General features: G+C 71.3%; 21 protein-coding genes, 1 tRNA gene and 1 pseudogene. 8 read left to right on the top strand and 15 right to left on the bottom strand.

Features of this window, described 5'->3' with window-relative positions:
- Together FKD65_RS34295 and FKD65_RS34290 are read right to left on the bottom strand one after the other, a co-directional pair.
- A complete protein-coding gene (locus FKD65_RS34295; protein ID WP_141582644.1) occupies window positions 1-276 on the bottom strand; it encodes a DUF6504 family protein in 276 nt (91 codons plus the stop codon).
- 105 nt (window positions 277-381) lie between these two features.
- Window positions 382-654 (bottom strand): hypothetical protein, encoded by a 273-nt coding sequence (locus FKD65_RS34290; RefSeq protein WP_240809736.1) that lies wholly within the window; start codon window positions 652-654, stop codon window positions 382-384.
- Window positions 655-968: 314 nt separating this feature from the next.
- Between FKD65_RS34290 and FKD65_RS34285 the strand changes: the two genes are divergently transcribed.
- The 4 genes from FKD65_RS34285 (at window position 969) to FKD65_RS34270 (ending at window position 5,986) form a co-directional block, all read left to right on the top strand.
- Entirely contained in the window at window positions 969-1,661 is a 693-nt protein-coding gene (locus tag FKD65_RS34285; RefSeq protein ID WP_141582642.1) for a TetR family transcriptional regulator, read from the top strand.
- A gap of 189 nt (window positions 1,662-1,850) precedes the next feature.
- Window positions 1,851-2,813, top strand: coding sequence for a quinone oxidoreductase (locus FKD65_RS34280; RefSeq protein WP_141582639.1), 963 nt, complete (start codon window positions 1,851-1,853; stop codon window positions 2,811-2,813).
- A 71-nt stretch (window positions 2,814-2,884) separates the two neighbouring features.
- On the top strand, window positions 2,885-4,201 hold the full coding sequence (locus FKD65_RS34275) for a DUF4389 domain-containing protein (protein WP_141582637.1): 1,317 nt from the start codon (window positions 2,885-2,887) through the stop codon (window positions 4,199-4,201).
- Between the two features lie 75 nt (window positions 4,202-4,276).
- Window positions 4,277-5,986, top strand: a complete 1,710-nt coding sequence (locus FKD65_RS34270; protein WP_141582635.1) for a serine/threonine-protein kinase — start codon at window positions 4,277-4,279, stop codon at window positions 5,984-5,986.
- Here the strand turns inward: FKD65_RS34270 and FKD65_RS34265 are convergent.
- Window positions 5,979-6,965 (bottom strand): alpha/beta hydrolase, encoded by a 987-nt coding sequence (locus FKD65_RS34265; protein ID WP_240809735.1) that lies wholly within the window; start codon window positions 6,963-6,965, stop codon window positions 5,979-5,981. The genes FKD65_RS34270 and FKD65_RS34265 overlap by 8 nt on opposite strands.
- A 106-nt stretch (window positions 6,966-7,071) precedes the next feature.
- Here FKD65_RS34265 and FKD65_RS45865 point away from each other — a divergent pair, with 106 nt between their 5' ends.
- The gene (locus FKD65_RS45865; RefSeq protein ID WP_240809734.1) at window positions 7,072-8,991 is read left to right on the top strand and encodes a serine/threonine-protein kinase; all 1,920 of its coding nucleotides are present in this window, start codon (window positions 7,072-7,074) and stop codon (window positions 8,989-8,991) included.
- 13 nt (window positions 8,992-9,004) lie between these two features.
- On the opposite strand, the gene FKD65_RS34255 is transcribed toward FKD65_RS45865, so the two are convergent.
- From FKD65_RS34255 to FKD65_RS34235, 5 genes are all read right to left on the bottom strand, one after another.
- Window positions 9,005-9,643: a LysE family translocator gene (locus FKD65_RS34255; RefSeq protein ID WP_141582633.1), complete on the bottom strand. Its 639-nt coding sequence runs from the start codon at window positions 9,641-9,643 to the stop codon at window positions 9,005-9,007.
- 65 nt (window positions 9,644-9,708) lie between these two features.
- The gene (locus tag FKD65_RS34250) at window positions 9,709-10,341 is read right to left on the bottom strand and encodes a DUF1444 domain-containing protein (RefSeq protein ID WP_240809733.1); all 633 of its coding nucleotides are present in this window, start codon (window positions 10,339-10,341) and stop codon (window positions 9,709-9,711) included.
- Window positions 10,342-10,378: 37 nt separating this feature from the next.
- A complete protein-coding gene (locus FKD65_RS34245) occupies window positions 10,379-11,890 on the bottom strand; it encodes a cobyric acid synthase (protein ID WP_141582631.1) in 1,512 nt (503 codons plus the stop codon).
- Window positions 11,887-12,792 (bottom strand): cobalamin biosynthesis protein, encoded by a 906-nt coding sequence (locus FKD65_RS34240; protein ID WP_240809732.1) that lies wholly within the window; start codon window positions 12,790-12,792, stop codon window positions 11,887-11,889. Before FKD65_RS34240 ends, FKD65_RS34245 begins: the two co-directional genes overlap by 4 nt.
- Window positions 12,767-13,558: a phosphotransferase enzyme family protein gene (locus FKD65_RS34235; RefSeq protein ID WP_141582629.1), complete on the bottom strand. Its 792-nt coding sequence runs from the start codon at window positions 13,556-13,558 to the stop codon at window positions 12,767-12,769. Before FKD65_RS34235 ends, FKD65_RS34240 begins: the two co-directional genes overlap by 26 nt.
- 105 nt (window positions 13,559-13,663) lie before the next feature.
- Here FKD65_RS34235 and FKD65_RS34230 point away from each other — a divergent pair.
- Window positions 13,664-13,740: transfer RNA gene (locus tag FKD65_RS34230), tRNA-Arg, on the top strand.
- A 263-nt stretch (window positions 13,741-14,003) separates the two neighbouring features.
- Here the strand turns inward: FKD65_RS34230 and FKD65_RS34225 are convergent.
- From FKD65_RS34225 to FKD65_RS34205, 5 genes are all read right to left on the bottom strand, one after another.
- A complete protein-coding gene (locus tag FKD65_RS34225) occupies window positions 14,004-14,555 on the bottom strand; it encodes a tyrosine-type recombinase/integrase (RefSeq protein ID WP_302931624.1) in 552 nt (183 codons plus the stop codon).
- 403 nt (window positions 14,556-14,958) lie between these two features.
- Window positions 14,959-15,216 carry a hypothetical protein gene (locus FKD65_RS34220; protein WP_141582627.1) on the bottom strand — a complete coding sequence of 86 codons (258 nt, stop codon included), beginning with the start codon at window positions 15,214-15,216 and terminating at the stop codon, window positions 14,959-14,961.
- A complete protein-coding gene (locus FKD65_RS34215; RefSeq protein WP_141582625.1) occupies window positions 15,213-15,512 on the bottom strand; it encodes a DUF6247 family protein in 300 nt (99 codons plus the stop codon). Before FKD65_RS34215 ends, FKD65_RS34220 begins: the two co-directional genes overlap by 4 nt.
- Before the next feature lie 614 nt (window positions 15,513-16,126).
- Complete coding sequence (locus FKD65_RS34210) at window positions 16,127-16,783, bottom strand: hypothetical protein (protein ID WP_141582623.1); 657 nt, start codon at window positions 16,781-16,783, stop codon at window positions 16,127-16,129.
- Window positions 16,784-17,625: 842 nt separating this feature from the next.
- A complete protein-coding gene (locus FKD65_RS34205) occupies window positions 17,626-18,750 on the bottom strand; it encodes a TRM11 family methyltransferase (RefSeq protein ID WP_141582621.1) in 1,125 nt (374 codons plus the stop codon).
- Between the two features lie 344 nt (window positions 18,751-19,094).
- On the opposite strand from FKD65_RS34205, the pseudogene FKD65_RS45860 reads away from it, so the two are divergent.
- A pseudogene (locus FKD65_RS45860) lies at window positions 19,095-19,445 on the top strand (transposase family protein); the annotation flags it as partial.
- Window positions 19,446-19,635: 190 nt separating this feature from the next.
- On the opposite strand, the gene FKD65_RS34200 reads toward FKD65_RS45860, so the two are convergent.
- Together FKD65_RS34200 and FKD65_RS34195 are read right to left on the bottom strand one after the other, a co-directional pair.
- Complete coding sequence (locus tag FKD65_RS34200) at window positions 19,636-20,082, bottom strand: nucleoside deaminase (protein ID WP_141582619.1); 447 nt, start codon at window positions 20,080-20,082, stop codon at window positions 19,636-19,638.
- Window positions 20,079-20,894, bottom strand: a complete 816-nt coding sequence (locus tag FKD65_RS34195; RefSeq protein ID WP_141582616.1) for an LLM class flavin-dependent oxidoreductase — start codon at window positions 20,892-20,894, stop codon at window positions 20,079-20,081. The genes FKD65_RS34200 and FKD65_RS34195 overlap by 4 nt, the downstream gene beginning before the upstream one ends.
- Before the next feature lie 93 nt (window positions 20,895-20,987).
- On the opposite strand from FKD65_RS34195, the gene FKD65_RS34190 reads away from it, so the two are divergent.
- Window positions 20,988-21,434 carry an Lrp/AsnC family transcriptional regulator gene (locus FKD65_RS34190; RefSeq protein ID WP_141582614.1) on the top strand — a complete coding sequence of 149 codons (447 nt, stop codon included), beginning with the start codon at window positions 20,988-20,990 and terminating at the stop codon, window positions 21,432-21,434.
- Window positions 21,435-21,447: the final 13 nt, after the last annotated feature.

Below are 21,447 nucleotides of genomic sequence, written 5' to 3'. Positions count from 1 at the left end.
TCAGTCCCATACCCGGGATAGCAGCCAGCTGTCGGCGGCCACGTCATAACGCAGCTCGTAGACGCCGATCTCCCGGTCCGGGGTCGCCTCGACCCGCCAGAACTCCCGCTCGCCGGTGGCCTCGCCGTCGGGCTGCCGCTCCCGCCACCAGTCGCGGGTCGTGACCCAGTGCTCCAGCACCCGCCGGACGCTGTAGAGCCGGCCACGCCAGACGAACCGGACCGGACGCCCATCATTCACCCAGACGTCGACCGGATCGCCGAAAACGCGCGTCATCTGCCTCCCCCTCGCGCTCACCGCACGGGGGAAGGACATGCGGAACTTCGAACAGACGTTCGCACCCGAGTCTAGGGAACCCCGGGCCCGGGGAGCAAGGCGGGGTCAGCGGAGAAGGGTGCGGATGCGGTCGGCGACCTCGGTGAGCCGGGCCACGTCGGCCATGCCGCCCGCGGGCCACAGGTAGTACCAGCCGTCGCCGGAGGGGGTGGCGAGGACGATCAGGTGCCGCCCCGTCCCCGGCATGGAGACGGCGAGCAGGGACTCCCCCGGCCCGGCGAACCGCCAGGCCAGGCCCCGGGCCTCGACCTCGCACGCGAGCGCCACGAGGTGGCGCCGGCGCACCTCGTCGATCTCCCGCCCACCGACTACAGACACATCAGCCGCCTCAGCAGGTCCGAGCCGCCGCGATGACCTTGTGCGATCACCCGGCGACGGTTGGTGACCGGTAATCAGCATGACCCGATTCCGAGGGCCGTGGAGGGAGAATCCCGAGAGTGGGGACGGGTGTACCCCGGCCGTAAGGGGATGGTCCGGGGAGGCGGCGGAACGGACCGGCGCGATATGCGCCAATCGCCGCGCGGCGGCCTTCCGGTCGCCGGAACCCGGCCCGTATGGGGAGGCCCCGTCCGTGATAGAAGCCTCTGTGAGGCGGGCATCGCCCGCGTCAGCCCAATAGAAGGAGCGAGCCGATGAGCGCCGTCCCCGCCGGCGACCCGTCAGGCCACACCGACCACGGCGTCCACGGGCACGGCCCGGAGCAGGGCCGCGCCCTCGCCGGGCTCCGCGAGCGCAAGAAGCAGCGGACCCGCCTCGCCCTCATCGACGCGGCCCTGGAGCTGTTCCTCGCCAAGGGGTACGAGGCGACGACGATCGACGAGATCGTCGCGGCGGTGGAGGTGTCGCAGCGCACCTTCTTCCGCTACTTCGGCACCAAGGAGGACGTGGTCACGAGCTTCCTCAGCGAGCACGACCAGGTGCTGGAGGAGGCGCTCGCGGCCCGCCCGCCCGGGGAGCGGCCGTTCACCGCGCTGTTCGAGTCGCTGCGCGTCGTGCTGCGGACGATCGCCGAGAGCGACCCGGCCCACGGCGCCCGGTTCCGCCGCGTCCGGCAGGTGATCGAGGCGACGCCGGCGCTGATGGCGGCGCAGATGGCCAGGTACTCGGCGTCGGCGGAGGCGCTCGCCGCCGAGATCGCGCGCCGCGAGGGCGTCGACATGGAGCAGGACCTGCGGCCGCGGGTCGTCGTGTCGTTCTACCTGGCCACGACCAAGGTCGCCTTCGAGGACTGCGCCCGCCGGGACATCTGGGACGCCGGAACGGTCGCGGCCCGCGTGGAGGAGGCCGTGGCCCAGGTCAGCCGGACCATGCGCGACTGGGTGTGAGCACCCGGGCGGCAGGTGTGTGAGCACCCCCGGGCGGCAGGTGTGCGAGCACCCGGGCGGCGGGTGTGCGAGCGCCCCGGCGTACGAACATCCCCGGCGCCGGGTTCGGGCGCCACGGCAGGCGGAATAGCCCCTGGGCGCACCGGGTTTCCGGGAGCGTCAACGCGAACCGACCGTCAGGAGGACCACATGCGCGCGATCGTCATCACCCGCAACGGCGGCCCGGAGGTGCTGGAGGCGTCCGAGCGCCCCGCCCCGGAGCCCGGGCCGGGCGAGGTGCTGATCGACGTCGCCGCCGCCGGGGTCAACTTCATCGACGTGTACTTCCGGACGGGCGCGTACCCGCAGGAGACCCCGTACACGCCGGGCGTCGAGGCGGCCGGGACGGTCGCGGCGGTCGGCGAGGGCGTCGGCGAGTTCTCGGTGGGCGACCGCGTCGCCTGGGCGAACGTGCAGGGCGGCTATGCCGAGAAGGCCGTCGTCCCGGCGGACAAGGTCGTCCCCGTGCCGGAGGGCGTCGGCCTGGAGGACGCGGCCGCGTCGCTGCTCCAGGGCATGACCGCGCACTACCTGACCAGGGCGACCTATCCGGTCCGGGAGGGCGACACCGTCCTCGTGCACGCGGCGGCGGGCGGGATGGGGCTGCTGCTCACGCAGGCGGCCAAGGCCCTCGGCGCCAGGGTGCTCGCGACGGCGTCCACCCCGGAGAAGGAGAAGCTGGCGAAGGACGCGGGCGCGGACGTCACGATGGGCTATGACGGTTTCGCCGCGCGGGTGCGGGAGCTGACCGGCGGCGAGGGCGTCGCCGTGGTGTACGACGGCGTCGGGGCGCCCACGTTCGACGGGAGCCTGGAGAGCCTCCGGCGGCGCGGCACCCTGGCCCTGTACGGGGCGGCGGGCGGCCCCGTCCCGCCGTTCGACCCGCAGCGCCTCAACCGGGCCGGCTCGGTGTTCCTGACCCGGCCGTCCCTCGGCCACTACGTCGAGGAGCGCGGGGAGCTGCTGGAGCGCGCCGCCGACGTCTACGCGTGGGTGGAGTCGGGCGCCGTGAAGGTCCACGTCGGCCGCCGCTACGACCTCGCCGAGGCCGCCGGCGCGCACGCCGACCTGGAGGCGAGGCGCAGCACCGGCAAGCTCCTGCTGATCCCCTGACCGCCCGCCCGGCGCCGCCGCCTCCCCTAGGCTGGCCCGGACAGACGATCTTTCGAGGAGCGCCGCCCCCCATGACGACGTACGCCGGACCGCTGGACAAGGACGAGCCCCGCGTCCTCGGCCCGTACCGCCTGCTCGGGCGGCTCGGCCGCGGCGGCATGGGCACCGTCTATCTGGGCGCCGAGCCGGACGGGCGGCGGGTCGCGGTGAAGGTCGTCAACCGCGAGCTGGCCGGGGAGCCGGCGTTCCTCGCCCGGTTCCGCCGGGAGGTGACGGCCGCGCGGCGCGTCCACCGGTTCTGCACCGCGCCCGTGATCGACGCCGAGCTCGACCAGGACCCGCCGTACATCGTCACCGAGTACATCGACGGGCCGAGCCTGGAGAAGGCCGTCCGGGACAAGGGGCCCCTGCCCGGCTCCGACCTGGAGGGCCTCGCGGTCGGCGTCGCCACCGCCCTCGCCGCGATCCACGGCGCCGGGATCGTGCACCGCGACCTCAAGCCCGCCAACGTCCTGCTGTCCTCCACCGGACCCCGCGTCATCGACTTCGGCATCGCCCGCGCCCTCGACGCCGCCGACGGCCCCACCCGCACCGGCCAGTTCGTCGGCACGCCGTCCTACATCGCGCCCGAGGTGCTGCGCGGTGAACCGGTCGAGCAGGCGTCGGACGTGTTCTCGTGGGGGTGCGTCGTCGCCTACGCCGGGACGGGGCGCCCCCCGTTCCAGGGCGGCACCGTCGCCGAGACGTTCCGCCGCATCGAGCACGAGGAGCCCGACCTCGCCGGCCTGGACCCGCGGCTGCGCGACGTGGTCGCCGCCGCGCTCGGCAAGGACCCGCGCGAGCGGCCGTCGGCGCGGCGGCTGCTCACCCTGCTCGTCGGGCAGGAGAAGGCCGACCTCACCCAGGCCGTGGAGACGATCTCGGAGACGTGGCGGGGGCCGGATCCGGCCGCGGAGCCGCCCGCCGTCCCCGCTCCGGAGGGCGGGCGGCCGGCGGGCGCCGAGGTCCCGGCGCCGAGGCCCGCCGCCGAGGCCCGGGTCGCGACCGGTCCGGCCGAGCGCGAGCCCGGCGGAGGCGAGGAGACGGTGCTCGTCGACCTGCCGTTCCCGGCCGCGTGGCGCGGCCCCCGGCGCTGGTTCACCCTGCTCAGGGGCCTGCTGGTGATCCCGCACCTGGCCGTGATGCTGCTCATGTACGCGGCCCTGGTGCTCGTGATGCTGCTGAGCTGGCTGGTCATCCCGTTCACCGGCCGGTACCCGCGCGCCCTGTACGCGCTGGTCGTCGGATGCCAGCGGTGGTCCAGCCGGGTCGTGGCGTACGCGTTCGGGCTCACCGGCGAGAAACTGCCGCCGTTCCGCACTCTTCCCCCGGGCCGCCGAACGCGCTGACGCGTTGGCGCGTCCGAGTAACCATGGACCGCTAGGGTTCTACGCAAAGACTCCCGATTCGCCCTCAGGAACGTGATGACCACGCACGCAGGAGAGAACGGGGAGGCCCTGCGCCCCGACGACCCCGCAGGGCTCGGACCTTACACGCTGGTCGGGCGCCTCGGCCGGGGCGGCATGGGGACGGTCTACCTCGGCGAGGACCGCGCCGGACGCCGCGTCGCCGTGAAGATGATCAACCGGGAGCTCGCCGGAGAGGGCACGTTCCGCGAGCGGTTCCGCCGGGAGGTCACCGCCGCGCGGCAGGTCCGCCGGTTCTGCACCGCGCCGGTGATGGACGCCGAGCTGGACACCGACCCCCTGTACGTCGTCACCGAGTACATCGAGGGGCCGAGCCTGGAGCGCGCCGTCGCCGAGCGCGGCCCGCTGCCCGGCTCCGACCTGGAGGGCCTCGCGGTCGGCGTCGCCACCGCCCTCGCCGCGATCCACGGCGCCGGGATCGTGCACCGCGACCTCAAGCCCGCCAACGTCCTGCTGTCCTCCACCGGACCCCGCGTCATCGACTTCGGCATCGCCCGCGCCCTCGACGCCGCCGACGGCCCCACCCGCACCGGCCAGTTCGTCGGCACGCCGAACTACCTGCCGCCCGAACTGCTGCGCGGCGAGCAGGTCACGCCCGCCTCCGATGTGTTCTCCTGGGGCTGCGTCGTCGCCTACGCCGGGACGGGGCGCCCCCCGTTCCTGGGCACCACCGTCCCGGAGATCTTCTACCGCGTCGTGCACGAGGAGCCGAGGCTCGACGGGCTCGACCCCGGCCTGCGCGACGTCGTCGCCGCCGCGCTCGACAAGGACCCGCGGCGGCGGCCGACCGTCCAGGACCTGCTCGGCCGACTCGTCGGCAACGGCAAGGCCGATCCGGCGAAGCTCGCCGAGACCGTCCAGGCGAGCTGGCACGCGGCCCCGGGCGAGCCGACCGTCCAGGCTCCGGCCGCCCAGGCCCCGACCGCTCAATCCGCCTTCCAGCAGCCGACCGCTCCGCCCGCGGCACCCGGCGCCACTCGCCAGGACGCGCGCCCCGCGCTGGGGCCGGGCGGCGGCGGGCTCCCCCGGCGCCCGCTGATCATCGGGGGTTCCGTCGTGGCGGCCCTCGCCGTGCTCGCCGTCGTGGCGTTCCTCGCGCTGCGCCCGGGCGGCCCGCCCGAAAACCTGGCCACGTGGTTCAGCGACGAGTTCTCCAGCGACGGCTCCAACTGGGGCAACTACCCGAACCAGTACAGCTACACCAACGGCGGCTACCGGCTGCAGACGGAGGGCAGCACCGCCACGGTGGGGCGGGACGTGCCCAAGGACGAGTTCGCCCCTGACCCGATGCTCGCCACGGTCACCGCCAAGGTCGCCGAAGGGCCCCCCGACGGCGTGTTCGGCCTCTACTGCCGCTCGGCCGACAACAGCTGGTACATGTTCCTGGTCCGCAACGACGGCAAGGGCGCGGTGCTGCGCAAGGCCGCCAAGGACGTCGGCACCAAGGAGCTGGCCAACCCCGACTCCGTCCCGGGCTTCTCCGAGGGCGGGGCCAACAAGCTCCAGATCGCGTGCGAGAGCGGCGACGACGGCAAGCAGGTCCGGCTGCGGCTCTGGGTGAACGGCGACCAGGCCATCGACGTGACGGACTCCGACCAGCCGCTCGGCAACGGCAAGGCCGGACTCCAGGTCCAGCGGGGCGGCAACGCCGCGCAGCAGATCATCGTCGACTTCGACGACTTCGACCTGTCGAAGATCCTCAGCTAGCCGGGTCGGGGCCGCGCCCCGGCCCCGGCCGGGGCGGCAGGTAGCCGTTCGTCCAGCGGGTCAGCTCCTCGAAGACCCGCGTGCGGGCCGGTTCCGCGGACAGCACCAGGTCGTGCAGGCCCCCGTCGATCCGCACGAGCGTGACGTGCCGCCCGATCCGCGGCGCCCACCTCGCCATGTGCTCGACGTCCAGGACGGCGTCGGCGCCCGTCACGTCCAGCACCTTGCGGGTCGGGCGGACGCTGCGCGTCGACGCCATCACCAGCACCGGGACGTCGACGTCCAGGCCGCGGTGCAGGCGCAGCTGCCCCCGGCGGACCGCCGCCAGCCACGCCGCCCGCACGGGGAACCCGGTGATCGGCTTCCAGGCGAGGTCGAAGTCCCACTCGCCCTCGTGGTCGCGGTGGATGCTGCGCGGGTACCGGTCGGACACGCCGGCGGGCAGCTTCGCCTTCGGGAAACGGGGCCGCAGCGCCCGCGCCAGGCCCGCGCCGACCTTGCGCATCACCAGCGGCTCGGCGATGTCCAGGAACGGGCTGTTGAGGAACATGCCGTCGACCAGGCCCTTGCCCTTCGCCCGGTCGGCCCACAGGGCGGCGACGAGGCCGCCGGTCGAATGGCCGTTCAGCAGGAGGGTGTCGTGCCCGTCCACGTCCCGGACGATCCGCACCGCCTCGTCGATCTCGGGGAAGTAGTCCGACAGGCTCTCGACGTAGTTCGGGGTCTGGTGCGGGCGCAGCGAGCGGCCGTACTTGCGCAGGTCGAGCGCGTAGAAGTCGAAGCCGAGCTCGACGTAGAAGTCGGCGAGGTGCCGCTGGAAGAAGTAGTCGACGAACCCGTGCAGGTACAGCACCGCCCGCCGGGACGGGTCGCCGCCGCCGCGCCGCCGCACGAGCGTCGCCACGACCTCGCCCTCGGCGTCGCGGCCCATCGGCAGCTCGATCGCCTCGTACCCGGCACCGAGCACGTCCGCCGTCACGTCCAATTTTCCTCCCGCGGTCCGCGAACCATTGCCCCGCGGCCGGACGTCAAAGATTCTGACCGCAGGACATACTGAATATCAGCACACCCCCGGGAGCCGAGCCATGCGGACGTCCCTTCGTGATCGAGACCCGCGTCTCCTCGGCCCCTACGTGCTCACCGCTCGGCTCGGCCGGGGCGGCATGGGCACCGTCTTCCTCGGCGAGGACGACGCGGGGCGGCAGGTCGCGGTCAAGGTCATCAACGCCGAACTGACCGACGACGAGGCCTTCCACGACCGGTTCCGCCGGGAGGTGACGGCCGCGCGGCAGGTCAGCCGGTTCTGCACGGCCGCCGTCCTGGACGCCCGCCTCGACGGCGACCCGCTCTACGTGGTGACCGAGTACGTGAACGGGCCGTCCGTCGAGGAGGCCGTCAAGGCGAACGGGCCGCTGCGCGGCGGCGACCTGGAGGCCCTCGCGGTCAACATCGCGACGGCGCTTCTCGCCATCCACGGCGCGGGGATCGTGCACCGCGACCTCAAGCCGTCCAACGTGCTGCTGTCCGCGACCGGGCCGCGCGTGATCGACTTCGGCATCGCCCGGGCGCTGGACGCCACCGAGGGCCCGACCAGGACCGGCCAGTTCGTCGGCACGCCCGCCTACATCGCGCCCGAACTCATGCAGGGCGAGGAGATCACGCCGGCCGCCGACGTGTTCTCCTGGGGCTGCGTCGTCGCCTACGCGGGAACCGGGCGCGCCCCGTTCGGCGGCGGGCGGCTCCATGAGGTCATCAACCGGGTGATGACCGCCGACCCCGACCTGGAGGGCCTCGACCCGGCCGTCCACGACGTGGTCGCCCGGTCGCTGGCGAAGGACCCCGCGAAGCGTCCCACGGTGAAGCAGCTGATCCAGGCCCTGACCGGTGAGGACGAGCCGCCCGCGACACCGCCCACGGTCGAACTGCCGCCGCCGGCCCCGGCGCCGGCCCCAGGGCCGCCCCTGATGCCGCCCCCGGGGCCCGCACCCGCACCGACGCCTGCCGCCGGACAACAGCCCGCGCCGTCACCGGAGACCGAGGCCGAGCAGCGGCCCGCACCTTCGCCAGAGCCCGCGGCCCAGCCGAAGTCCGCGCCTCCACCGGAGAGCGCGGCCCAGCTGGAGTCCGCGACTCCTCCGCCGCCCGCCGCCGAGCAGGAGCCCGTTCCGCCGATACCTGCCACCGAGCAGGGATCCGTCCCCGCGCCGGAGCCCGCGGTCGCGGCCGCGATGGGCGCGGACGCCGTGCCTCCGACGAGCCCGGCCGGCATCTCCGTTCCGGCGCCTCGGGCCAAGAGGCCGGCCCGGCACCGCAAGCACGGCCTGCTGGCCGTCGCGGCCGGCGTGGTCGCCGCCGCCGCGATGATCGGAGCCCTCGGCGTCCCGGACGGCGACGGCTCCTCGAACGCCTCCGGGTCCGGCGCGACCGGCCTCGGCGACGAACCGCCGGAGGTCAAGGACAAGATCTTCGACGACGGGTTCAGCCACGAGGACTCCGGCTGGAAGACGGCCGCCACGCCGGACTGGGACGCGTCCTACCAGGACAAGGAGTACGAGGTCCGCGTCCTCCCGAACACCGCGAGCACGACGGTCGGCGCACCGGTGAGCAGGATCCCCGAGTCCCAGCTCATGGGGGCGAAGGTCTTCCCGGCGGACCCCAACGGCGAGGCGGGCGTCTTCTGCCGCGGAAGCTCCGGATACGCGTTCCTCCTGCGCGCGGACGGGCGCGCCCGCATCGCCAGGCTGGCGTCCGGGCAGGCGCAGACCCTGGCGTCCGGAAGGGTCCGGAAGGTGCGCGACGAGTACCGGCTCCAGGCCGCCTGCGTCAAGCGGGGCGACGGCGGCATCGACCTCGCGATGTGGGTGAACGGCGACCCGGTCGCGTCGTCCACCGCCACCCCGCCGCCCGGCGCGCCCGGCTGGAGCGGCCTGCTGGCCGTCCGCTCCGAAGGCTCCACCGGGCTGGCCCGGGCGCTCTTCGACGACTTCGCGCTCTGCGAGGTCTGACCCGGCGGGGCCCTCAGTCCTTGCGGCCGGTCGCCGCGACGGTGACGCCGAGGCCGATCATCATCAGGCCGCCGGTGCCGCCGATCGCCGCCAGGCGCCGCGGCGACCGGGCGAACCAGTCGCGGGCCGTCCCCGCCGCGACGCCCCACACGCTGTCGCAGCACAGCGCGATCAGCGCGAAGATCGCGCCGAAGACCATCATCTGGAGCGCGACGTGCCCGTTCTCGCGCACCACGAACTGCGGCAGGACGGCCGCGAAGAACACGGTGGTCTTCGGGTTGGTCATGCCCACGATGAAGCCCTGCAGCAGCGCCCGGCCGCCGCCGCGCTCCGCCTCGTTCCCGGCGATCGCCTCCTGGAGCGAGCGCCGGTGCCGGATCGCCTGCACCCCGAGGTAGACGATGTAGACCGCGCCGACGATCTTCAGCACGGTGAACACGACGACGGAGCGTTCCACGATCGACCCGATGCCGACCGCGACCGCCGAGGTCAGGACCAGGGCGGCGAGCACCCCGCCGAGCACCCCGGCGAGGGCGGTGCGGCGGCCGTGCGCCAGCGCCCGGCCGACGACGAAGAGGACCGACGGCCCCGGGATCAGGACGATGACCAGCGCCATCGCGGAGAACGCCAGAAGCTGATGAATGGACACCATGCACGGCACGGTACGCATTCCGGTCAGGTCGTCCCACCCAATTTTCCGGGGGCGGACGCGGGGGCTCAGACCGCGAGGACGTCCCAGGCGCCGGCGCGGCGGACCAGCAGGTTGTGCGTGAGAAGGCTCCCGGCGGGGACGTCCCACACCGGATCGGGGGCGTCGTCTCCGCGGTCCTCGGCCCAGACCTGCGAGACCGCCCAGCGGAGCTTGTCGACACCGTCCGGATGCCCGGTCCCGGACGCGACGAACACGTCCCGGGCGGGTGCCGCGACGACGAGGTCGCCGTCCACGTCCTGCGCCAGCTTCTCGAGGAAGCCCTCGTCGAGCAGCAGGCCCGACTCCAGCGTCCCGCCGCGCGCGGTGCCGCCGAGCGACACCGTCACCGCGCGCGCGTCCGGGTACCAGCTGAGGCTCAGCTCGGGGCGCAGGTCGCGCAGGTTGATCACCGCGTGGCGGCGAAGCTCGTCCGGCGCGACGCCGAGGTCGGCGCAGTGCCGGCGCGCCACGTGCTCGTAGCGGCGGCCGCCCGGGGCGCCCTCGTCGGCGATCTCCAGCGCGTAGGTGACGTAGAGGTCGGCGGCGAACGGGTCGCGGATCGGCTCCTCGTCCGCCGGGAGCGGGAACTCCAGCTGGACCTCGGCCGGGACCCGCGCCTTCATCAGCGGGACGATCAGCTTGGACCGCGGGTCGGTCACGGGGCGTTCCTCCTGGTGCTGTGCGCCGGTGAGTGGATCACACTACCGCCGCGGCGGGCGGTTCCGGGGCTCCCCCGGGCGGGACGACGGGCAGGCCGACGGGCGCGCCGTGCTCGATGACCCGCCACAACGCGTCCGTGTCCATGTGCTCCTCGACGAGGTCGCCGAGCGCGTCGAGGGTCGCCTCCCGCAGCGCGTCGAACGACACGTCCGGGGCCGGGACGAACTCACGCTCCGCCGTCCGGGCGACATCGGCGAGGAACGCCCTCCTGAAACCGTCGTTCTCCATCGCGCCGTGCCAAGTCGTTCCCCAGACGGCGCCTTTCCGGCAGCCGTCGAGGAAAGGCTCCCCTTGCGCGGTCACGATGCCGTGGTGGATTTCGTAAGCGTGCACGGGCTCCCCGTACGCGCTTCCCGTCGGCCTCCCTAGGGTCTTCTCCTTCTGGAATTCGACGCTCGCGGGAAGGAGGCCGAGCCCCCTCGTCCTCCCCCGCTTGGACTCGACGTCGTCCACGATCTCTTCGGCGAGCATCTGGTAGCCACCGCAGATACCGAGCACCGGCCGTCCCTCTTCGGCCCTTCTCCGGACCTCGTCCGCCATTCCCCGCTCGCGGAGCCACGCCAGATCGGAGACCGTGGCCCGGGTGCCCGGCAGCACCACCAGATCGGCCTCCGCGAGGTCGCCGGCGCTCGCCGCGTACCGGACGACGACACCGGGCTCGCAGGCCAGCGCGTCCATGTCGGTGAAATTGGAGATGCGCGGAAACCGGACGACGGCGATGCGCAGCGTCTGCTTCCCGTACGGCCCTTTCGCGTCGGGCCTCGGAGCGTCCAGGGCCAGGGTGTCCTCGGAATCGAGGTACAAGCCGAGTTTCCAGGGCAGCACACCAAGCGTCGGCCGCCCGGTGAGCATCGCGAGCTGCTCCAGCCCCGGCGCCAGAAGCTCCTCCGCCCCCCGGAACTTGTTGATGACGAACCCCGCGATCAGCGCCTGGTCCGCCGGCTCCAGCAGGGCGACCGTGCCGTAGAGCGACGCGAAGACGCCGCCGCGGTCGATGTCGCCGACCACCACCACCGGCAGGTTCGCGGCCCGCGCCAGCCCCATGTTCACGATGTCGCCGCCCCGCAGATTGATCTCCGCGGGACTCCCGGCCCCCTCGCACACGACCACGTCGTACTTGGCCCGCAGCTCGTCGAGGCTCTCCAGCACGACCCCCTTGAGCCGTTCCTTGTGCGCCCCGTACTGGAGGGCGTCGACCTCCGCCACCGGCCTTCCCAGCACCACGACCTGGCTTCTGCGGTCGCTTCCCGGCTTGAGCAGCACCGGATTCATCAGCGCCGCGGGCTCCACTCCCGCGGCCTGCGCCTGCATGTACTGAGCCCGCCCGATCTCCGCCCCGTCGCTCGTCACCATCGAGTTCAGCGACATGTTCTGGGCCTTGAACGGCGCGACCTTCACGCCCTGGCGGGCCAGCCACCGGCACAGCCCCGCCGTGACGACGCTCTTCCCCGCGTCCGACGTGGTCCCGGCGACCAGCAGCCCGCTCATCGCACGCTCCAGACCACGGCCGCCGCCGCGAACGTCACCGCCGCCGAAAGCCGTACGGCCCTGCGGATGTCCCTGACCTCGGGCGCCCGGCCGTCCCCCATCTCCGGCCTCCGCTCGACCCTTCCGCCATAGGCGTTGACCCCGCCGAGCCGCACTCCGAGCGCCCCGGCGAAAGCGGCCTCGCACCGTCCGGCATTGGGACTCGGATGCTTCGCCCCGTCCCTCCTCAGAACGCGCCAGGCCTCCCGTCCCGAACAGAGAGCGACCAATCCCCCGGTGACCCTCGCCGGAACCCAGTTGGCGACATCATCGAGCTTCGCCGCCGCCCACCCGAACCGCTCGTATCTCGGACTCCGATATCCCACCATGGCGTCCAGCGTGTTCACGGCGCGGTACATGAGCAACCCCGGAATGCCCGCCACCGCGCCCCACACCAAAGGCGCGATGGACGCGTCCGACGTGTTCTCGGCCACCGACTCCACCACCGCGCGGCTCAGATCACGCGCGTCCAAGCCCCGGGGATCCCGCGCGCACAGGTGGGAAAGCCGCTCCCTCGCCGCCTCCACATCCCCCCGCTCCAGCACCCGCGCCATGTAGAGCCCTTCACGGCCCAAAGACGTCCCGCCGAGCACGGCCCAGGTGACGCCCGCAGTGACAAGGCAATGCACGAGAGGCCGCCGGCTCACCCGCTCGATCGCGACCCCCGCGAGCCCGGCACCCCCCACCAGGACCCCGGCGTAGAGAACACCCCTCCACCGCGAATCCCCATAGACCCGGCCCTCCACCCCGGACGCCACCCGGCCGAACCCGGCCACGGGATGCCACCGCTTCGGGTCCCCGAGAACAGCGTCAAGCGCGACCCCGAGAACCAGCCCCTCACCAGAGACGCGCATCGAGCTCATCCCAGTGCCACTCCAGCCAGTCCTGGGCACGCCGTATCCGGGGCCCGGCGCCCGCCTGCCAGATCCGCGCCCATCCCCCACCGCGCTCAGCCCGCTCCCGCATCGCCCGGTAGGACCGCTCGAACCGCACCCGCGCCGCCGGCAGCACCTCCCGCCGCCGCTCCTGGTCCAGCCCGTAGGCGTCACAGAAGATCCGCAGCCTGCGCCCCACGTCCGCCCCGTAGAGCACGGCGTCGCGATCGGCGGGATCCTCGATGGGCCCCCAGTGCCGCAGCGCCGTGACCACGTCGAACAACCGCGTGGTAGGCCGCGCCAGGTCGAAATCGATCAACGCGACCGGCTTCCCACCACGGAAGACCACGTTCTCCGGAGTCACATCGCAATGCCCGATGACCTCGGGCTCCCCGTCCAGGTTGGACGTCTCCGCGTCCCACGGCGCCCCGACCGGCGCCTCGTACGACGCGACGGCCTCGTGGTAGCGCCTGAGCAGCCGCCCGACGCCCCGCAGCACGTCCTCCGACACCACCCACGGAGGCAGCGGCCGCTGCGGCACCTCCCCCGGCACCCAGCTGAGCACCTCGCGCCCCAGCTCATCGATCCCCAGCACCCGCGGCGCCCCCTCGAACCCCACGGCCTCCAGATGCCGCAGCAACCCGTGGACCGCCGGCGCATGCGCCCGAAGCGGCCGCCGCACCGTCTCCCCGACCCGAACCACACCCTCCGACACGGCCCCACCGGAGAGCGGCACCTCGATGTTCACCGCCACAGCACCCCAAGATAGAACCCCCGCCACAGCGGTAACGCCGTTATGGAGGTGGAGCCGGACGACGTGCACCCTTACACTGTGTCCCGGCGTCCCGCCGGGCGCCGAGCGCCCGTAGCTCAGCTGGACAGAGCATCGGACTTCTAATCCGACGGTCGCGGGTTCGAATCCTGCCGGGCGCGCCATCACAACCAGGCCATCTACGCGCTGACCTGCGAGAACGTTTCTCGCCGCCGTCACGCCGGATGCAGCCAGATGCCACCGAACGCAGCCGCACGGCACTGCTCCCGGAACATACGCGGAATGACTCGGACCACGTTTCCGCAGCTCAGCCCAAACGCGTGGAGAGGCCCCCGGAACGCTCCGGAGACTCTCCACGATGGTTGCCGATCATGCCAACGCGTCCTCGATGCGCTGGTTTGCGACGTCCTGTTGCCCATCTATGCACTTAGCGTAAACACAACATCACGTCGCCCCCGTGCCCAGCACGTTCGGCCCCTTCGGGCGCATGGGCACCCGCATTCAGCCACAGCGACACCGCCGCATGCCGCAGGTCATACGGCCGGGCCGCCAACGGCGATTCGACCTGATCGGGAGTCAGCGCCAGGGCGCGAGCCCGCTTCCACACCTGCGAGTAGGCCGAGCCGGAGAACGCCTGTCCGCCGCTTGTGACGAAGAGCCGCCCATCCTCGGCCATCCCGAAGGCGTCGAGGTGTTCCCGGAGGATCACCACCAGCTCAGGAGGAATCGGGACCGGCCGGACGATGTCGTCCTCCCGATGCTTGAGGCCCCGATCATCGAAGGTCTCCCCCGAGTCGGTGTAGCGCTTGTTGGTCTGGGGCCGGGTCTTCTTGAGCGTGATCAGCCCCCAGCCGGTTGCCGGAAGTTCGCAGTCCTGCCGCCGAAGTCCCGCCGCCTCAGCCGGACGAAGGCCGGCGAAGTACATGCACGCGAACATCGCCCGCAGCCGAGGCCCACGCGACCGGCCGACATAGGACACCGCCGTCAGAAGCTCCCGAGCTTGAGCCAAGTTCACGACGACGCGCCGGTCAACGGCCCCGTTCTGCTTCGGCGGACGCCACTTCACCCGATCAAAAGGGCGGCGGCGCTCAGGCCGTCGCGCGGCCCCCCGCGCCTGGCCGCCCGGAGCGTGCGGCGTGGGTGCCGGTCACCGGACGGCCGGGCCGCGACCGTGCCACCGCCGCCCCGTCCGTCAGCCGCCGGCGGTCGCGGGGGCGCGCTGCCGCCCAAGGCTGGAGGCCATCCGTCCGGGCTGGAAGACTTCGCCGGCATTAAGGACGCTGTTACTTGGCCTGGAATGGCACAGGGCTCCCCCGACCCGGGGTAGTCAGGATAGCGGCGGGTCGGGGAAGGAAGGTGGGGGAAGAACAGCGGCTGCGCCGCTACCCCAGCCAGAGAATGTCGAGGATGCGCAGCGTCTCTGTCTTCTCGTCCACCAGGAGCGTGAGCATGCCTTCGCCGCCGGCACCGAAGAAGGCGTGCCGGACCGCTGTCTGATCTGCCCGTTCCGGTACCGCGTCCCATGGAGCTTCGAGGAGCTGGAGGAGGCGTTCGAGGAGCGGCCCGTTGCGGACCTCCTCGGGGAGTCCGTTCAACTCGTACAGCGCACGGCCGTGGAAGCCGTCGAAGCGGTACGTCACACCTGGCCTTCCCAGCCAGGCGGGGTGTAGCGGACGAAGGTGTCTTCCCGGCCTTGCAGGGCGTCTTGCACAGCCTCTTCGTAGCCGGGACGGGCGTAGGCGATTGCCCGCAGGCGCCAGCGGCGTAGCAGCGTCTGAACCTGCTTGAAGCGCGCCAGGTCGTGCGCGGCGTCGAGCGCCTCGTCATACTCGGCCCGGAACTGATCGCGATGCGACGGCGGGAGCGCATCGAAGATCGCAGCCGGATCCTCTCCAGGATCCCGCGATGCGGCCGGTTCCTCGGGCTGACCGGTCATGATGTCAATCTACCCGTGTGCCGCAGACGGGGACGGGACTCCCCCGCAGGGCCACGAGCAAGATCCGGAGTATGTGCGGAATGATCTTGTGGGCGGTGACGGGCTGCTGAGGAGTGTGCCCAGGTGGGCCGGGGTACGGGGTCGTCGGAGAACCTCGGACTTCTGATCCGACGGTCGCGGGTTCGAGTCCTGCCGGGCGCGCAACATCCTGACCTGCGGTCTTGCCGCTGCCGAGATCCAGATTTCCGTCCCGATACGTCTCCGCATTCGCTCGGCTGTCGCGGACCTGTCGCCTCCACCCCTGCGAATCGTTGCGATCGCCCGTCCAGCCGCCGCTCGGGCCCCATCAACCAGGCGGTACCTGGAACGCCGCCGCGCAAGCGGTTGTCGGCCTTCCAACCGCCGGCCAGGTCACGAACGTGGCAGCGGCCCCGTCCGGCAACGCCGCACAAGGGTGGGAGCCGGCCTCGGCGGCTACTTGGTCAACCCAGCACCCGTTGGCCCTGGCAAGACGGTCCCGCAGGGGCCCGTTCTGCAGTCCCGTGCCGACGGGCGTTCAGATCGGCTGGCAGGTGTGCACACGGCCAACCGCAGAAGACGTTCAGTCGAGGACATCATTTTGGCGGCTGGAGTTCGCTCAGGAGATCCTGGACCTCCTCCCCGGTCCGCGCCTGACGGTAAGATCCGTCTAGAATCCCGACAGTGCGTGCCTCCGTCGCGTCAATGAACCGGAGCCTGCCCGCAGAATTTTCTGCCGCGCCGAACTCTCCAAGTTCAACTCCTGGCCATTGCAGATCCGGCGAATGATAGATCTCCGGATCTTCCGGAAAGTGGGCCAGCAACTGCTCGTCGTGATCTATCTTCCTCCATGTGCCGTCTGCCAGCAAGCGCTCGTCAGTGTATATCGGCACACAGGGGGTTGGCGCATACTGACCTTTCCTCGGCCTAGGCGACAGGAGCGCTCCCCTCAGAAGCCCGAGAGCCGTGCCGAAACGATTCCGTGTCAGCACGACGGCCAGACCAAATTTCTCTCCGCTGACGGGAAGAGCCAGAACGTCGCCAGGCTCAGGCCTTGCACCCTTCGAGGGTCTGGGGATTATTCGCAGAATTTTCGCAGGGTCGATGTCCGCCACGGGGACCTGGCACTGCTTGAGGAGCACCAGAAGAGTGGACGCCAGATCCGATGGGCGGAGTTCTTCGCCTGCTGTCGCCGCGATCTGAGCTACGAGGTCGCCGGCGTTCGCAAAGACTGAATCACCGAACTCCGCCACACACGAGTCCGATTGCCGATCGTAACGCCCGCCCCCCGCCAACTTGACCTCGAACACGAGCGGTGCAGGAAAAGTCCCATACGAGGCCCACTCAAAAAGCTCAATAATCTCCCCGAGAGTCGCATCCCGCCCTGCCTGCCGAAGGATGCACTCAGCAAGAGAATGCATCTGCGGGCAGTAGGAACCGCGACTCTCATCAGACAATGGCGCGTTAAACATCAACACCTCCCCTGCTTCTTGGCCTCATACCGCAGACATCCCTTGCACTTCCTCGGATCAAGCGCGGATTCTGACGATAGAAGATCTTGTCGTGTTTATCAAGAAGGAGATAATTGCTGAATCCACCACGATCCAGTTTATCGTTCCGCCTGCGCGCCAGATGCCTTGGAACGCAGCCACGCGACACTGTTCCCGTAGTAGACGCGGCCTGAAGGGCCCACGTTTCCGCAGGTCAGCCAAGACGCGAAGAGGGGCTCCGGAATACCTCCACGTCGATTGCGATCACACCAACGCGTCCTCGACGCACTGGCGGCGACGTCAAGTGGCCTGTCTATCCACTCAGCGTAAACAGGCAACATGTGCGCCGAGCCGTACATCGCGACGCCTCCGACCCGTCAACCGGTCGCGCCGACGGTCACCGGCCCCTACCCGTCCCATCAGGGATCGGAGCCATCGCGATCCCTGGCGCGGCGCACTGCGTCAAGCGCTGCTCCCACCACGGTTCCTACGACAGCGCCGACAAGACCTGTGCCGATCGCGCTGTCACCGGGTTCGTAGCTGTTCCCCTGCTGGAATGACCCGGCGTGTCCTGCCCCACCTTCAACTCCGCTCCGCTCGTTACCTCATTTTGACTTTCGTTCCGTCCGGCTCGGCGTGCGTCTTTGGGCTTTGGTGGACGCCGCCGCGCGTAGGCCGACGATGAAGGATTGAGCGCCGGAGATACGGACGCCCTGGACGTGGACCGGGACGAGGCCGTGCCGGATGGCGTCGGTCAGGGTCTCGGAGGTAGGCAGGAGGAGCACGGCCTTGCCGTCCGGAACCAGTACTCGGCGAAGCTCCGTCCACCAGCGGGACGGGGAGTCGGCGAGCAGCCCGCGGGGGTGGACCTGGACGCCCCAGGGCGGGTTGCACAGGACGCGGTCGACACTGGCGTCGGGGAGTGGGAGGCGGCCGGCGTCGCCGCGGTCCACGCGGACGGGCACGGCGGCGGCGTTCGCCCGTGCCGCCGCGACGGCATCGGGCGAAAGGTCGAAGCCGTACAGGCGGGCGCCGGGCCGGGCGAGCGCGGCCTCGATCAGCAGGGTTCCCGCGCCGCAGCACGGGTCCAGGACGGTGTGGTCCGGGCGGATGCCGGCCAGCACCGCCATGGCCGCGGCCAGCGGCGGGTGCAGGGTGCCCTTGATCATCCGCTGCTTGTAGTCGCGGCGGTGCAGCGGTCGGTCGCCGACCCTCATCATGAGCGCGGCGTGCGCCCCGTCCATGGTCAACCGCCACCCCCAGGACCCCGGCGGGGGCGCGGCGCCCGTGCGCCGCGAGTGGTAGGGGACGTCGAGCCGCCCGGCCAAAGCCGTGCCCACGGCATCCTCGGCGTCGTACCGGCTGAAGGTGCGCCGCCCGAGGAAGGAGGCGGAGACATCGATACCCGGCACCTCGGCCGGCGCCCGCGTCAGCGCGCGGCGCAGGCGCACCAGCAGCTCGGGGTCGGCCAGGGCGGCGAGCTCGGCGAGGGCGGGCAGGTCATGCTTCGTCGTCCCGATGTCGGGCCGGCGCGCGGCCGCCAGGAACAGGTCGTCGGCTGTGCGCAGCGCCGGGATCGGCTTCGGTCTCGACGAGCGGAGACGGAAGTGGACCTCGCGATGACCGAGGCGAGTGACGGAGCCGAGCCCCGACTCCAGGACCTCGGCGGCGACTTCGGACTCCAGGCCGCGCACGCAGCGGGCGACCAGGCAGGTGCGCGGAATGCGCATGATGATCGTTCTTCTCCCACGTCAGCACCCGGGGCAGCGCTCCGCCGCCCCGCCTCGCCGACGACGGGTGATCCTCGCTTCGCCGACGGCGTGCTAACGCAGGTGGAAGAAGAATGTCATGAGCGACAGTCTAGGCCCTCCTCCACGTCCGCCTCCCGGCTGGAGGCCGAACGCATTCCGAAGCTCCTGGAGAAGGTCGCGGTAACCGATGCCGAAAGGCGGCCGCCGCGGCCAGAGGGCGTCGAGCAAGGCCTGCAGCGAGCCCACTTCGACGGCCTGAACAGTGAGCCCTTTCAGCGGCAGGTTCGGGGCCGCCGATCACAGCATGATCGCGGACGGGTGGACGGTACCTGCCCCCGGGCATGCAGGCCCTGATGCCCCTGGTCTCCCTGCGCAAGGGCGAGGCCTACGCCGAACTGGCCACCGGATTCGCCGCCTCCCACCACCGCGCGGCGCTACGTCACCGAGACCGTCGACCTACTGGCAGCCCGATCACCCAAGCTCGGCGCGGCGCTTGCCAAAGCGGCCGGGGACGGGCTGCCTTTAGCTGGTGCTGGACGGCACCCTGATCTCGATCGAACGGGTCACCGCCGACCGGCCCCGAGTAAAAGCATCGCCGTCACGACATGAACCTGCAGGTCATCGCCGTCCCGGACGGGACGCTGCTGTGGGTGTCGGGACCACTGCGCGGCTCACAAGCGACGATCAACCGTTCTCAGAACAAACCGGCCACGTCCGGCCGGACGGTCGCTATTGCAATTCGGAGTGCTCTGAGCGGGCTCGCCGGGCCTGACGGCGGGGGTGGGTATGGATCCACTCCCGGATACGTCCCGGAGTAGAGGGAATCCCGTGGCCCCACCCTCCTTTCTGTAGATCCGCCGCCTGTCAGGCGCCGGCGGAGCCGGGCTTGTAGAAGTCGTCGATGGGGACGCGTGCCTGGTCGAACAGGGCCGGCCCGTCCTGCGGGACCGTCGGCCAGGTTCCTGACGGGTTGAGTTCGACGAGCTGCTCGGTGGCGAGGGCGTAGACGACACGGCCCAGTCCCGAGCGGGCGATGCCGCCGGTGCACATGCCGCAGGGCTGGCAGCTGGTGTACATGGTGGTGCCCGCGGCGGTGCGCGGGTCGAGTTCGCGGGCCGCCCAGCGGGCCAGCTTCAGTTCCGGGTGGGCGCTGATGTCGTTGTCGCGTTGGACCGTGTTGTGGGCCTCTATGAGGATCGTCCCGTCCGGGCCCACCAGGAGGGAGCCGTACGGCGCGTCGCCCAGGGTGACGGCGTGGGCCGCGATGGCGATCGCACGCCGCAGGAACTCCTCGTCGGAAGCGGTGATCATGATTGTGTTCTCCAGTGTGTGGCCACGGCGGTGAGCGCCTTCCATGCCTCTTCGGGCCTGCGCGTCTCTTCCGGATCACCGCTGAAGGGGTCGAGCACGACGGTCTCGGCGCCCAGCGAGCGGAGCTGGTCGAGATCGTCCAGGATCTGGTCGATGGTGCCGACGCCGGCGGGCCGCTCATCGTCTTCGACGGGCTCGGTGGTCAGTCGCAGGACGATGCGGGGCACGAACGCGGGCGGCGAGTGTTCGGCCAAGGCGGAGCGGAGCCAGGGCATGGTCTTCCGCAGGGGATGCCAGGGGAGGCCGAAGCGGATGGCACGCCGGATCGCCACGTCGCTGTTCCCGCCGATCCAGATGGGCACTGAGTCGGCGTCCCCGCCGTCGGCGGACCAGGTGTCGTTCAGGACCGCCAGGTACTCGTCCATCAGCTTGCCGCGCTCGGCGAACGGGACGTCGAGCGCCTCGAACTCCTGGCGCGCCCAGCCGACGCCCACGCCGAGCACGAGCCGGCCGCCGCTCAACTGGTGGAGGTTGCCGGCCATGCGCGCCACCAGACGCGGATGCCGGTAGGGCAGGATGAGCACGGTCGTGCCCAGCCGCACCCTGGTGGTGATGCCGGCCATCCAGGACAGGGTGGTGAACGGCTCGTAGAACGGCTCCGGGTACTGCTCGGCCACGTCCGGCGTGATGGCCACGTGGTCCGACATCATGAGGAGGTCGAATCCGAGCCCCTCCACGACCCCGGCCCACTCGCGCAGCATGCCGGGATCGGTTCCAGGTCCGAAGTTCGGTACGTTGACGCCGAGTTGCATGACGTGAGGCTATATCGCCCTGTAAGCGGCAGGGAACCAACTGTTACCGGCTGTAGCTGCGATTTTTCGTGGATCTGCCGGTAAAGTCGCGAGATGACCGCGAATCTCGATGCCGTCGATTGGGCGATCATCGACCAGCTGCAGCAGGAGGCGCGGATCTCCCTGAGCGAGCTGGGACGGCGCGTGAACCTCAGCGCGTCGGCCACCACCGAACGGGTGCGGCAACTCGAGGCGCAGGGCGTCATCACCGGTTACCAGGCGACCGTCGACCTGGACAAGATCGGCTACCCCGTCCTGGCCCTGGTCCGGTTGAAGTACCGCGGCAACCATCACCAGCCGTTGCGCCGGCTGCTCGTCGAGCGCCGGGAGATCCTCGAGTGCCTGCGCACCACCGGAGACGACTGCTACACGCTGAAGGTGGGCGCGACCTCCATGGCGCACCTGGAGCAGCTCGTGGACGAGTTGTGCGGCTTCGGCACCACGAGCACCAGCGTCGTCTACAGCCAGACGCTGCCCTACCGCGGCCCCGCCCGGCCCTGAGCGACGGCCGAGC

The sequence above is a fragment of the Actinomadura sp. WMMA1423 genome (genome assembly GCF_006547145.1).
In the GTDB taxonomy this organism is placed as follows: domain Bacteria; phylum Actinomycetota; class Actinomycetes; order Streptosporangiales; family Streptosporangiaceae; genus Spirillospora.
This window is presented reverse-complemented; position numbering and strand designations above follow the sequence as displayed.